Below are 13,406 nucleotides of genomic sequence, written 5' to 3'. Positions count from 1 at the left end.
GTTCCTCGCAATGACATAATTTGATGAAACGAATATGTGCTTTAAATTAACCCTTATTCCAATGCAACTCAACATTCCAATGCAACTCAACGCAAAAAAAATACAAATGAAACGGATAGTAATTTTATTAACTTTTTGCTTTTTCAATACAGCATCCTTTTGTCAAACCACGGCAAGCTATAAATGGCTCGACCCAGCTACCGCCGGCTTCCCGGTTATTGAGGGGCAGGCATGGCCGGCAGAAACTGCAAATACCTACGACAGGTTCCCGGCGCGTGCCGAAAAAAGCCTTAACCCCAATGTGTGGAACATATCGCACAGTAGTGCGGGTTTGTATATCAAGTTTAAAACAGATGCGCCAAACCTGGTTATCCGTTATAAAGTAAAGGGCGATTTGGCCATGTCGCACATGCCGGCCACCGGGGTAAGCGGCGTTGACCTGTATGCGCTGGACCCTAATGGGAAATGGTGCCTGGCACCCGGTAGTTTTACTTTTAAAGACACCATCACTTATCGCTTTTCAAACATACAGGTAAGCAAAACCTTTCCGGGCAGAAGCTATGAGTACAGGCTTTTTTTGCCGCTATACAATTCAGTATCCTGGCTTCAGGTAGGTGTGCCGGTCGGCAATACACTTAATTTTATGTCTTTATCTAAAGAAAAGCCGGTGCTGGTATATGGTACATCCATTGCCCAGGGTGCCTGTGCATCAAGGCCCGGTTTGGCATGGACCGCCCTATTACAGCGCGCGCTTGACCGCCCGCTCATAAATCTCGGTTTTTCCGGGTCGGGTCGGCTCGAAAAATCAGTGATCGACCTGATGGCCGAGGTGGACGCAAAAATTTATGTGCTTGATTGTATGCCCAATTTAATCAGCTTTCCCGACCAGGAGATTGAAACACGTTTATCGGCATCTATACAAGGCTTGCAAGAGAAGCATCCGCTAACGCCTATACTGCTTGTGGAGCATAGCGAGGGTAATGTAGATGGCCTGTTGGATACGGGCAGGAATACCGATTATAACCGGGTAAATAAAGTGCTCAACCAAACTTACTCCAGGCTGATTGCGGCCGGAGCAAAAAACATTTATTTGTTAACCAATAAGGAAATTGCTTTTGATATCAACTCAACGGTTGATGGCGTGCACCCTAATGATGCCGGGATGCAAAAATATGCCGATGCTTATGAAAAAGCCATCCGGGTAATTATTAATGAGCCAGCAGGCCCATATTCAACAACACTGCCGGTTGTGCAAAGCAGGGATGGTTATTACGATTGGCGGAACAGGCATAACGAAATACTAACGCTTGTTAAAACAGATGCACCTAAAATTGTATTCCTGGGTAATTCCATCCTGAATTATTGGGGCGGAACGCCAAAGGCGCCTTTAGCAAGGGGAGCCACATCATGGGACAAATACCTGCAACCCTTAGGTGTAAAAAACTTTGGTTTTGGCTGGGACCAGGTAGAAAATGTGTTATGGAGAGTATATCACGGGGAATTAGATGGTTTTAAAGCCAATAAGGTGATGATTATGATAGGCACCAATAACCTTTCAATTAACAACGACCAGGAGATAATTGAAGGATTAAGATTATTGGTACAGGCTGTAAAAGTACGCCAGCCCCAAACCCAAATTCTTTTATCAGGCCTGTTGCCACGAAGGGCGCTGGAAAAAAGGGTAGGGGCGCTTAATAAAGCTGTTGCTAAGTTGGCCGCGCAAACCGGTGTGCGTTTTATTAACCCGGGAAAGATATTCCTTAATAATGCCGGGAATATTGATGAGTCCCTTTTTGGCGATGGCCTGCATCCTAACGAGGTGGGGTATCAAAAACTGGCAGTTGCTTTGGTTTCTTACCTTAAATAAAAAAGGCTGTTATGCTGAGCTGTAAAATTTGCAAAGTTCTGAGGGGGAATGACATACAAAAATAAAAGACTGTTATGCTGAGGAACGAAGCATCTATTCGCCAACTTTTCTATCGGTCATGCACAGCTGACAGATCCTTCGTACCTCAGGATGACAGGGAAATGGGATATGTCATAGATAGTGGTAAAATTTCGCGAAACAACGAAGGTGGAATGACATACAAAAATAAAAGACCGTCATGCTGAGGTATAAAACGTCCAACACATCTCCCCGGCAAAATTATAACAGGATAATGTGATAAAACTATATTAAATTACCTTTGCTATCTTTTTTATACAAAAGGCCAATATGAAGAATAAAATTGTACGCATTAAAGATATTGCCGAAAAAGCGAAAGTTTCTACAGGTACAGTTGACCGCGTATTACACAAGCGGGGGCGGGTATCAAAAAAAGTGGAGGAAAAGGTATTAAAAATCATCGAAGAGATGGATTATGAGCCCAATTTGATGGCAAGGGCCTTGGGTTCTAATAAAATATACCAGATTGCTGCCTTAATACCCGATCATAAAACCGACTCCTATTGGTACGCCCCAAAAGCCGGAATTGAAAAGGCCGAGAAAGACCTGAAGCAATATGGCATCGTTGTTCAGCAATATATTTTTAATCCGTATGATGTAGAGTCATTTATTACCCAAGCCAACCAGCTAACCAAAGATAATCCGGATGGCATCATTCTGTCCCCGATATTTTACCGGGAAACCTTGCCGTTTTTTGAGAAATGGAAAGCGGCCGAAATACCATTTGTATTGTTTAATACCCAAATTGCCGAGTGCGAGCCCATAAGTTATATTGGCCAGGACTCATACCAAAGTGGTTTTTTGGCTGGTAAACTCATTCAATACGGCCAGCCCGATCCCTGTTCAATCCTGATTGCCCATATTGACGAAGAGATAAGTAACGCCGCCCACCTTTTGAAAAAAGAACAGGGTTTCCGTAATTACTTTGCCCAAAATAACCTGGAGCACCAGTATAAAATTTTAAGGATTGAGTTAAACCGGTCGAACCCGGCGTTGTTTATAACGCAGTTGGATGATGTTATTGATAGCACGCCCGATATTTCCAGTATTTTTGTAACAACATCTAAGGCGCATGAAATTGCCAGGCATTTGGAGCAACGCCATATAAAGCATATCAAAATAATAGGCTATGATTTGATGCCCGCCAATTTGCATTTTTTGAATAAAGGAGCAATCAGTTTTTTAATTAACCAAAACCCAAAGGGCCAGGGCTACTGGGGCATTTACCAGCTAACCGATCATCTTGTATTTAAAAAGGAAGTCCCCATCATCAAATATCTTCCGCTGGACATAGTGACGAAAGAAAACATGAACTATTATGTAGATGATGAGGATACTATTTATCTGAATATTTAAGAAGCTGATGTAATTTTTCTGTCATCCTGAGTGGTAAAATTTTGCGAAATTCTGAAGGAAGAATGACGTATATCGCATGTCGGCGAGTCGACTCACCCCGACGAGGCTGCGCCCGTCTGCCCCTCCGACTGCGTCGCATACGGGGGCAATAAAACCAAAATCGAACTTCACCCTCTTTGCGGCTTTAGCCGGAGAGAGGGTCGGCCAGCGCAGCGTAGCCGGGGTGAGTCGTGGTCTGCGTTTAAGTGAATGTTTATGTAAAACCAAACAGCTCATGGATAGGCACAAAGCAATCGCGAACTGTCCAGATCCGCTTTGCATCCTTGCGATTGCCGCGCTATCGCTCGTATTATAGGTTGTGGGCATCTAAAGCCAACACGTCATCCCCATTTTTTCCAGGACCACCCTTCATTATACCCGCAATCATGCGTGGATATGCGCTTCATTAGAAGTATGAAAACATTAGTCGGCCAAATTTAACTTCCAATCCTAAATAACATCTCGCATATCTTCTGTATCATTTATCATGTTGTAAATTATTTTAAATAAAATTAACAAAGATGTGTGCGAACACGCAAATATTTTTATATTTGTATGTGGCTATACTTTAGTAGTTTAATGTGTGCGCATACTACTGCCTGTAAAGTCATTTATTTTACGCATGTCACAGCTATCTGCCGATAGTTGTTGTACGCAACTTTTATTCCCTGTTCTCATTTGGTCGCGGTGCTCCCGATGCCATAGTTGTTAATTTTAACAACGTTTAGCAGGCAGAAACAAAAACATCCCGGTTGTTTTACCAGGCCGGGTTCAATAAAAATGAAGCTGTAGCGCGTTTACGCGATATAGGATTTGAAGATTAATTTAAAATGAACAACGAAGAAAAAAAGGCTTATAACATTTTTGAAATAGCATCTAATTTTTGCATCGAGGGAAATATCGAAACTATTGTTCCGCATGGATCTGGCCACATTAACGATACCTTTTATTTGAAGAATACCAACGTTGCATTGCCCGGCTACCTGCTTCAGCGTATCAATCATCATGTATTTGAAAACGTGCCTGCCCTGATGGCAAATGTTCAGCTGGTAACCGGTCACCTCAAAAAAAAGCTGGCCCTTGTAGCAGGGTCAAACCCCGATAAGGAGGTGCTTACCATTGTTTTGGCAAAAGACGGGCAATGCTTTTTTTGCGACGCGGAAGGAAATTACTGGAGAATGTATTGTTTTTTGAAAGATACCAAAAGTTACGACCTGGTATTAACCGAACAGCAAGCCTATGAAGGGGGCAAGGCATTTGGTAAATTCCAGTTACTGCTGGCAGATTTGGATGCCGGGTTAATTTATGAAACTATAAAAGGTTTTCATGACATTACCGTGCGGCTTGATAGTTTAAATAAAATAGTATTGGCCGACCCGGAAAACAGGGTTAAAGATGTGTTGCCCGAACTTACATTTGTGATGGAAAGGTCGCAGGAGATGGTTACAATTATCAATTTAGGAAAAGAAGGTAAATTGCCCCTGCGTATTATACACAACGATACCAAATTCAATAACATATTGCTTGATGCCAATGATCATGGGCAGTGTGTGATAGATTTGGATACTGTGATGCCGGGGTATGTAGCATATGATTTTGGCGATGCTATCCGCACCATTATCAATACGGCATCCGAAGATGAGGAAGACCTTACCAAAATCGACCTCAGCATTCCGTTGTTTACAGCTTACGCGCAAGGGTATTTTGAAAGTGCCGGCGGTTTTTTAACAGATACGGAAGTTAAATCGCTTTCGATGGGGGTTTTGTTAATCCCTTACATGCAGGGCGTGCGTTTCCTGACTGATTATATAGCGGGCGATGTTTATTACAAAACGCATTTTGCCGGCCATAATTTGCAGCGTACCAGGGCGCAGTTTCAATTGCTCAGAAAGCTGGAAGAAAAATATGACCTTTTAGACCAGGTAATTCAAAACGTAGCAGAAACATCCAGACAATTAGCCTCCGAAACTAAATGAAAGAACTCACAGTACCATTTTTGAGGGATGTAAGCAGAAGTAGCCCTATAGCCCACTTGTCTTTTTTGTTAGATAGCTATCAAACTAACACTATTGGAATGGTTCCGTGGCCGCGTTACGGATATAAGCCTGATGTTAATTTCACGATAGCTTATGGAAGCGACTGCATTTTTATAAAGTATTACGTAACCGAAAAAACGGTGAGGGCAGTTTACAGCCAACCTAACCAGCCGGTTTATAAAGATAGCTGCGTAGAATTTTTTGTGGCCTTTGGCGACGAAAAGGAATATTACAATTTTGAGTTTAACTGTGCCGGTACTTGTTTGGTGGGTTTTGGGGCAAACCGGGAAGATCGCAAATTATTACCGGAACCCGTTATCAGGATGATAAGGCACCATGCACAATTAAAAGTGGTGAACAACCAGGGCGAAGGCAATATAGCCTGGGAACTTACCCTGATGATCCCGCTGGAAGCATTTTATTACCATTCGCTCGAATCAGTAGACGGGTGGCAATGCAGGGCCAATTTTTACAAATGCGGCGATGACCTGCCCGACCCCCATTTTTTGACCTGGAACCATATTAAATCCGCCGATCCTGACTTTCACCTGCCTGAATTTTTTGGCAAAATCAAATTCGGGAAGCAACAGGGATATTTAGCCACTTCAAAGCAAAAACAACGTAAGCATGAAACTGAAAATTACTGTACTGCTGCTGTTATATAGCGCCCTTGTTTCGGCGCAATCAAAAACCGGCGGGTACTACCAGGAACTCCCGGACGCTAAACCGGTTCAGCAACAAAGCTGGAACGTGTTGAAACCGGGTGTTTATGTAAGTTTTGCTTCGGCTGATATCCGTTACGATAAACGTGATGCACCCGCTATATCGCCCTTGCAAACCCACTGGCGGGCCAAAGCATGGAAAGGCGAAAAAGTGCATACCCAATTCCTGGTGTGGGTTACCCGTAACTTGCAACAGCTGAGTTTTGAATGGAGCAAGCTTGATGATGGTAAAGGGCATCAAATTCCGGTAAAAAATATCAGTGCCAACTTTGTACGTTACGTGATGGCCGATGGCCTGAATGAGGAAGGCGGGGGCTGCGGTATTAAGGCCGGTCATGATTCGTCATTGGTTGAGGATGTAATTGATAACGTAAAATACCTGCCGGTTGCTAAAAATACTACCCGGCCTGTTTGGCTGAGCATTAAAGTTCCGGGCAATGCGGTTGAAGGTACTTATAGCGGCTACGTGAAAGTTAAAGATGGAAAAAGCAAGTATCCCGCGATTTTGCATTATACAATACAAGTACTTAACCATACGCTGCCCGAACCAAAGAACTGGAAATTCCACCTTGACCTTTGGCAAAATCCCTATTCGGTTTCGCGCGTGTACGGTGTAAAACCCTGGTCTAAGCAGCATTTTGATGCTATGCGCCCTTACATGAAAATGCTGGCTGATGCCGGCCAAAAATCAATCACTACCACACTTATCCACGATCCCTGGAACAGCCAAACCTACGATATCTATGGATCTATGATCAAATGGACCCGGAACAAAAATGGCTCCTGGACATATGACTATACGGTTTTTGATAAATGGGTAAGTTTTATGATGGCATTGGGGATTGATAAGTTTATCAACTGTTATAGCATGATCCCCTGGAATTTGAAATTCTATTATCACGACGAAGCACTGGGGAAAGACACCGCCATTATTGCCAAACCCGGTACGCCGGAATATGATACCCACTGGCGCCCCATGCTTACCGATTTTGCCAGGCACCTTAAACAAAAAGGGTGGTTTGGCAAAACCACTATCGCTATGGACGAAAGATCGATGGCCGATATGCAAAAGGCGATAGCGTTAATCAAAAGCGCCGATAAGGATTTTAAAATTTCGCTGGCCGGTAACTACCATCCCGAAATTGAGAACGATTTAGCAGATTACAGTGTGGCCTCGAACCAGGTAATAGATAGCCCAACCATGCTTGCACGCAAAAAGGCGGGGCTTAACACTACTTACTATACCTGCTGTACAGAGGGGCATCCCAATACATTTACCTTTTCTGCACCCGCCGAATCTGTTTGGCTGGCATGGTATGCAGCCTATAAGGGATATGACGGGTACCTGAGGTGGGCCTACAATTGCTGGACGAAGGATGCTTTGCGCGACACGCGGTTTGGGTCATGGTCATCGGGGGATGCTTATTTGGTTTACCCGGGCCTGCGGTCGTCTATCCGCTTTGAACGGTTGATTGAAGGCATCCAGGATTACGAAAAAATTAATGTGCTGAAAGGGGAGTTTACAAAGGGCAACCAACAAGACAAACTACATCAGCTTAAAAAACTATTGAGCGGTTTTGACATCGGTGAGCTGAAGGGCAAGCGTGCGGATGAAGTTTTGGATGTTGCGCAAAGGAGTTTAAATAACTTGTAAGTTTTTAGTTTAAAAATGATTTTTTTTGAATTTTTTCTACAACTTTTTGATGAGGAGTTAAACAAAATGCTGGTTTCGGTGCCAATACAAAAAGGTACTATTTTAATATTTAAAACGATAAAAACACTTTCTTAAAGTTGCCAAATTTAAAATTTCACATGCGGAATGAATTGCGTTGAGACCCATATATTGACAGATGAGCGGCTTATAGCCTTGATCCGGGAGAATGATCTTACGGCATTTGAACGCATCTATAATAAATATTGGTCAAAACTCTACTTATCGGCATACAATATTCTCAGGGACAGGCAGGTATCTGAGGATGTTACACAGGAGGTATTGGTAAACCTGTGGTTAAAACGGGCCAGCCTTCAGCTTAACTCTTTAAACGCATATTTATATACATCTGTCAGGTACCAGGTGTTTAATGTTATCCGCTCCGGCAAAGTAAGGGCAGATCTTTTTAATCACCTCGAAGAACTTTTTAGCAATAACGGCGGCGAGGATCTGCTGTCTGAAAAAGATATTAACCGTTTGCTGGATCAGGGCGTTGCCGAATTGCCCGAAAAGTGCCGGCAAATATTTATCATGAGCCGTAAGGAGCATTTATCAACCAAACAAATTGCCGAACGGCTTGGGATAGCGCCAAAAACGGTTGAAAATCAACTAACTGTAGCCTTGGGCCGTTTACGTAAAACACTGGGCGATTTTGTTTGCATAGCCGCCGTTATGTTATGCATACGGTGGTTTTGATCCTTTTTTGCAGATTTTGTCCAGACTCTTTTCTTAACATTCTCCCTTAATAAATTCCCAAAACTTCATGATTTGTTAATGATATAGAAATATTTGAAATTTCTTTGGGGGTACCTGCTGTGTTAGGGTACTTACATATAATTAACGCCAAATGGAAAAAGAAATACTGCTGAACTTAATAAACAAATACCTTTCAAACCAGGCTACGGCCGAAGAGGAAGAACTATTGTTAAGCTATTACAGCACACTCCAAAAAAATGAGTTGAAATGGGATGAGCTTGAAATGGGTGATGAAAATACAGCCAGGGTTGAGCTTTACAGTAAAGTATTATCAGAGATAAAAGCGCGCGAATCTTCATCAAAAAAGGTTTTTTTTATGAGGAGGTGGTTTATAGCAGCATCCGTAACCTTGTTACTGGGTGTTTCCGCTTCATTGTTCTTTTATTTAAAAAATGACAATTCTTTTTTATCAACTAAAAACAAAACACAGCCAATTAAAAACACTATTGCCCCCGGAGGCAATAAAGCCTTATTAACTTTAGCTAACGGTTCGAAAATTATTTTAGATGATGCCGCCACCGGCGAATTGGCCAAACAATCCGGCGTAAAAGTAGCCAAAGCGGCTAATGGCCAATTGGTTTACACTGTCGAAAATACATCATCCAATTCAGCCACATCTGGCCCAATAGCCTACAACACCATCGAAACGCCAAAGGGCGGACAGTACCAGGTTGATTTACCGGATGGTTCAAAAGTTTGGCTAAATGCAGGTTCTTCGCTAAAGTACCCAACAAATTTTAATGGTAACATCCGCAGCGTTCAATTAGCAGGCGAGGCTTATTTTGAGGTTGCTAAAAATGCTAAAAAACCATTCAGGGTTGTGAGTAACAACCAGGTGGTTGAGGTTTTAGGTACGCATTTTAACATCAGTTCGTACATCGATGACACTTCGGTTAAAACTACCTTATTAGAAGGTTCTGTTAAGGTATTATCCACCAAATCAAACCGATCAAAATTGCTGAAACCGGGCGAGCAATCCAATATCAGTTACTTAAATAGCTCATTATCTGTGCAAGAGGTAAATACAGAAGAGGTGGTGGCCTGGAAAAATGGCTATTTCCTTTTTGTTGATGAAGACCTGAAAAGCATTATGAGCAAGTTTGCCCGCTGGTATAATGTTGACGTAGAATACGCCGCCAACGTAGATAATTTAAGATTTGGGGGGATGGTTTCCCGATCAAGGGACTTAGCCCAGGCTTTGAAGATTATTGAACAGACAGGAAATATTAAAACTAAAATTGAAGGAAGGAGAGTTATCATTATGCCGTGATAATTACCCCCACATTAAGGTAACCTAAAAATAAGCCGGAAGTGCTCGAACACTCCCGACTAAAAAGTTAGGGCTTACCATGAAACTAAATTCGTAGTCCAATTACACCTTAAACCCAAACAAGTTCAAATGTATGAAATGTTATGAAATAAGTTTATGCAGGGTCCCCTGTATAAAAAATAAAGCTTTGTTGATTATGAAACTATCCATCATACTGTTGGTAGCAACCATACTTCAGGCAAGTGCTTCAGGTTACGCGCAAAAAATTACATTATCAGAAAAAAACGCCCCATTAGAAAAAGTTCTTAAAGAAATCAGGGAACAATGCGGATATGATTTTTTCTATAATTCAAAATTGATTAAGCAGGCTAACCCTGTAAGTATTAGTGTTCTGAATACCGAATTAGAGGAAGTATTAAAACTGACATTTAAAGGTCAGCCGTTTGTTTATAGTATAAGCGAGCAAACAATTATTATCAAACCTAAACCTTTTGAAACGCCGTCTCAGTCAACACCCGTTATAAAAGTTTCGGGTGTTGTTACCGATTCAAAGGGGCTTACTTTGCCAGGTGCAAGCGTGCGTATTAAGGGTACCGGCAAAGGTGTAGTAACTAATAGCGAGGGCCGGTTTACTATCGATGCCGATGTTAATAACGTGCTTGTTATTTCATTTGCAGGTTTTATAACTAAAGAAATTACGGTTACCGGGGCAACATCATCCCTTACTGTTCAATTACTTGACGATACCAAGGGCATAAATGAAGTTGTGGTTGTAGGTTATGGTAAACAAAAAAAGCTGACCATAACAGGGGCTGTAACAACAGTGAGCGTTGCCGATGTGACTACTCCAAACCGCTCACTATCTAACGCGTTGGCGGGTAAAGTTGCCGGGGTTATATCTATGCAGCGAAGCGGAGAGCCCGGCTACGATAACGCATCATTTACCATCCGGGGTATAGGTACTTTTACAGGTAATTCAAACCCGCTTATTATTATAGATGGTGTGCAGCGCGATGATGTAAACAGCACTTATGGAGGAGCTTATAACAACATCGATCCTGAGGATATTCAAAGTATTTCTTTGTTAAAAGATGCTTCGTCAACGGCAGTTTATGGTGCCAAAGGCGCCAACGGCGTTTTGATTATTACTACCAAAAGAGGTGTTGCAGGTAAGCCTAAAATTTCCTTAAAAAGCGAAATGAGCATGTCGGGCCTCACTAAAACGCCAAAAATGCTGGATGCTGTATCATGGATGAGGCTGCACAACGAGGCAACTACAAATGACGGTAACCTGCCTGCCTATTCTGAAGAAACTATTCAAAAAACGGCAAGCGGCTTAGACCCATACCTGTACCCTAATGTTAACTGGATAAAATCTGTTTATAAGGATTGGGCCCCAGGCTATAATACCAACCTGAATGTGAGCGGTGGTGCATCAGCTGTAAGGTATTATGTTTCTGCTTCTTTTTATGATCAGGACGGGAGTTATAAAGTTACCAAGCAAAATGGCTACAACCCCAATCTTAACTTTAAAAGGTACGATTTCCGATCAAATCTTGATATTGATTTAAGTAAAACCACCTTATTGTCGATGAACCTGGATGCGATGCTGGTGAGCAGCCGTTATCCCGGCTTATCGGCATCAAGTATCTGGTATGAATCGTATTTAACACCGCCTAATGCATTCCCGATACAATATCCGGGGGGCATATGGGCAGGTCCGTTTAACAACGGAGGTTCAAACCCGGTAAATGATATTCAAAACTCAGGCTATTCCAGCGAGTTTCGCCCTACCATCCAGTCTGTTTTTTCTATTAACCAAAAATTGGATGCCGTTACAGACGGTTTAAGCGCTATGGCCAGGTTTTCGTTCGATTCTTATAGCGAAAATGATAATGGCCGGACCGGAACCAATGACCTTTTTTTAGCCACATCAAGAGATCCGCAGGGTAATCTGGTATTTGGCCAATCGCGGTACGGAAGCCAGTTTTTGGGGTATACACAATCGTCCTCTGCGGAAAAAACAATGTACCTGGAAACAAACGTTAATTACGACCGGGCTTTTGGTAAACACCATGTCGGCGCATTGTTTTTATATAACATGAGGTCGAGGGTGGTTAGTTCGGCCGGGAGCGTTATTGGCTCTATTCCTTATAATAACCAGGGCCTGGCGGGCAGGGTAACTTATGCATACGCCGACAGATATTTGCTGGAGTTTGATGCCGGTTATACAGGTTCAGAAAATTTTGAAGCAGGTAAAAAATTCGGCTTTTTCCCCTCCGTTTCAGGCGGCTGGGTAATTTCAAGAGAGCCTTTTTTTAAGGGGCTTTCAAAGACATTTAATTTACTTAAAATAAGAGGCTCACATGGCCTTGTAGGTAACGATCAGATTGGCTCTGCCTATGGCATCACCAGGTTCCCCTACATCAATCAATATGGCAGCGGCGGATCTGTGGGTTTAGGATTAAACGGAACTGTATATGGCGGCACTACCGAAACCGTAATTGGGGTAGAGAACCTTACGTGGGAGAAGGCAACCAAAGATAATATCGGGTTAGAAATAGGGCTGTTTAACAAACTGAACATTACAATTGACGCTTATAAAGAAAGAAGGACCAATATCCTTGTTCAACGCAGTTCACTGTCGGGAATATTGGGTGTAAGCGGGGCCGTATTTGCCAATTTGGGCGAAATGAACAACCATGGTATTGAAGGCAACGTTGAATATAACGACAATATAGGTAAAGTATCCCTTCGTCTGTATGGTAACTTTACTTATAACAATAATAAAATTGTACAAAAAGACGAACCTAAACAGCTGTACGCTTATCAGCAGTCAACAGGGCGCAAGTATGGCGATAATTTGATGTACGTTGCCGAAGGGTTGTTTACATCCCAGGAAGATGTTGATAAAAGCCCGGGTCAGTTTGGAGCAATTTTAAGGCCTGGCGATATTAAATATAAAGACGTAAATAACGACGGTGTAATAAATAGCTTTGATAAGGTATACACCGGTAAATCTGATATACCTACTATATTATACGGCGCCGGCTTTACGGTTGGTTATAAAAAGTTCGATCTCTCGCTCTTCTTCCAGGGAACCTCCAATGTAATTATAATGGCCAATGGTTCGGCCATAACCGGCGCAGGTGCCGGTGGTGCGGGTATTGTGCCGTTTACGGGTATGGGTACATATCCATCAGGTATGCTTGCTAATCTTGAAAGCAGGTGGACAGTTGAAAACCCCAGCCAAAATGTAGATTATCCACGATTAGGTATTTCCAACCAAAATAGTAACAACTATCAGCCAAGTACCTGGTGGTCTAAAGATGCGAGTTTTGTTCGTTTAAAACAGGCAACATTAGGTTATACGCTTAGTCCACAGTTTCTTACAAATGCGGGTGTTAACTCGATTTACCTTTATTTAACAGGCCAAAACCTGTTAACATTCTCCAAATTTAAACTTTGGGACCCCGAACTCGGCTCTAATGGCGCGGGCTATCCACCGGTAAGAATACTTGCTTTTGGATTAAGGGCTGCGTTTTAGAAATAATGGATTTAAATCAATTTT

8 protein-coding genes are annotated in these 13,406 nt (G+C 42.4%); all 8 read left to right on the top strand.

Features of this window, described 5'->3' with window-relative positions; all coding sequences use genetic code 11:
* The first annotated feature begins 106 nt into the window (after nt 1-106).
* The 8 genes from BMX56_RS22310 to BMX56_RS22275 all read left to right on the top strand — a co-directional run bounded on the left by BMX56_RS22310 (nt 107) and on the right by BMX56_RS22275 (nt 13,382).
* Nucleotides 107-1,867, top strand: a complete 1,761-nt coding sequence (locus BMX56_RS22310; protein ID WP_090652046.1) for an SGNH/GDSL hydrolase family protein — start codon at nt 107-109, stop codon at nt 1,865-1,867.
* Nucleotides 1,868-2,215: 348 nt separating this feature from the next.
* Nucleotides 2,216-3,301, top strand: coding sequence for a substrate-binding domain-containing protein (locus BMX56_RS22305; protein WP_090651910.1), 1,086 nt, complete (start codon nt 2,216-2,218; stop codon nt 3,299-3,301).
* Between the two features lie 869 nt (nt 3,302-4,170).
* Nucleotides 4,171-5,316 (top strand): phosphotransferase enzyme family protein, encoded by a 1,146-nt coding sequence (locus tag BMX56_RS22300; RefSeq protein ID WP_090651909.1) that lies wholly within the window; start codon nt 4,171-4,173, stop codon nt 5,314-5,316.
* The gene (locus BMX56_RS22295) at nt 5,313-6,041 is read left to right on the top strand and encodes a carbohydrate-binding family 9-like protein (RefSeq protein WP_090651908.1); all 729 of its coding nucleotides are present in this window, start codon (nt 5,313-5,315) and stop codon (nt 6,039-6,041) included. The genes BMX56_RS22300 and BMX56_RS22295 overlap by 4 nt, the downstream gene beginning before the upstream one ends.
* Entirely contained in the window at nt 6,004-7,752 is a 1,749-nt protein-coding gene (locus BMX56_RS22290) for a DUF4091 domain-containing protein (protein ID WP_090651907.1), read from the top strand. Before BMX56_RS22295 ends, BMX56_RS22290 begins: the two co-directional genes overlap by 38 nt.
* Before the next feature lie 165 nt (nt 7,753-7,917).
* Nucleotides 7,918-8,505, top strand: coding sequence for an RNA polymerase sigma-70 factor (locus BMX56_RS22285; protein ID WP_090651906.1), 588 nt, complete (start codon nt 7,918-7,920; stop codon nt 8,503-8,505).
* Between the two features lie 151 nt (nt 8,506-8,656).
* Nucleotides 8,657-9,835, top strand: a complete 1,179-nt coding sequence (locus BMX56_RS22280; RefSeq protein ID WP_090651905.1) for a FecR family protein — start codon at nt 8,657-8,659, stop codon at nt 9,833-9,835.
* Nucleotides 9,836-10,031: 196 nt separating this feature from the next.
* On the top strand, nt 10,032-13,382 hold the full coding sequence (locus tag BMX56_RS22275; RefSeq protein ID WP_218152469.1) for a TonB-dependent receptor: 3,351 nt from the start codon (nt 10,032-10,034) through the stop codon (nt 13,380-13,382).
* Nucleotides 13,383-13,406 lie beyond the last annotated feature (24 nt).

Source organism: Mucilaginibacter sp. OK283 (assembly GCF_900110415.1).
In the GTDB taxonomy this organism is placed as follows: domain Bacteria; phylum Bacteroidota; class Bacteroidia; order Sphingobacteriales; family Sphingobacteriaceae; genus Mucilaginibacter.
This window is presented reverse-complemented; position numbering and strand designations above follow the sequence as displayed.

Bases quoted from the DNA above. Each gene is read 5' to 3' on its own strand.
- BMX56_RS22280 (WP_090651905.1), top strand. From the start codon at position 8,657: ATGGAAAAAGAAATACTGCTGAACTTAATAAACAAATACCTTTCAAAC.
- BMX56_RS22295 (WP_090651908.1), top strand. From the start codon at position 5,313: ATGAAAGAACTCACAGTACCATTTTTGAGGGATGTAAGCAGAAGTAGC.
- BMX56_RS22310 (WP_090652046.1), top strand. From the start codon at position 107: ATGAAACGGATAGTAATTTTATTAACTTTTTGCTTTTTCAATACAGCA.
- BMX56_RS22300 (WP_090651909.1), top strand. From the start codon at position 4,171: ATGAACAACGAAGAAAAAAAGGCTTATAACATTTTTGAAATAGCATCT.
- BMX56_RS22290 (WP_090651907.1), top strand. From the start codon at position 6,004: ATGAAACTGAAAATTACTGTACTGCTGCTGTTATATAGCGCCCTTGTT.
- BMX56_RS22305 (WP_090651910.1), top strand. From the start codon at position 2,216: ATGAAGAATAAAATTGTACGCATTAAAGATATTGCCGAAAAAGCGAAA.
- BMX56_RS22275 (WP_218152469.1), top strand. From the start codon at position 10,032: ATGAAACTATCCATCATACTGTTGGTAGCAACCATACTTCAGGCAAGT.
- BMX56_RS22285 (WP_090651906.1), top strand. From the start codon at position 7,918: ATGAATTGCGTTGAGACCCATATATTGACAGATGAGCGGCTTATAGCC.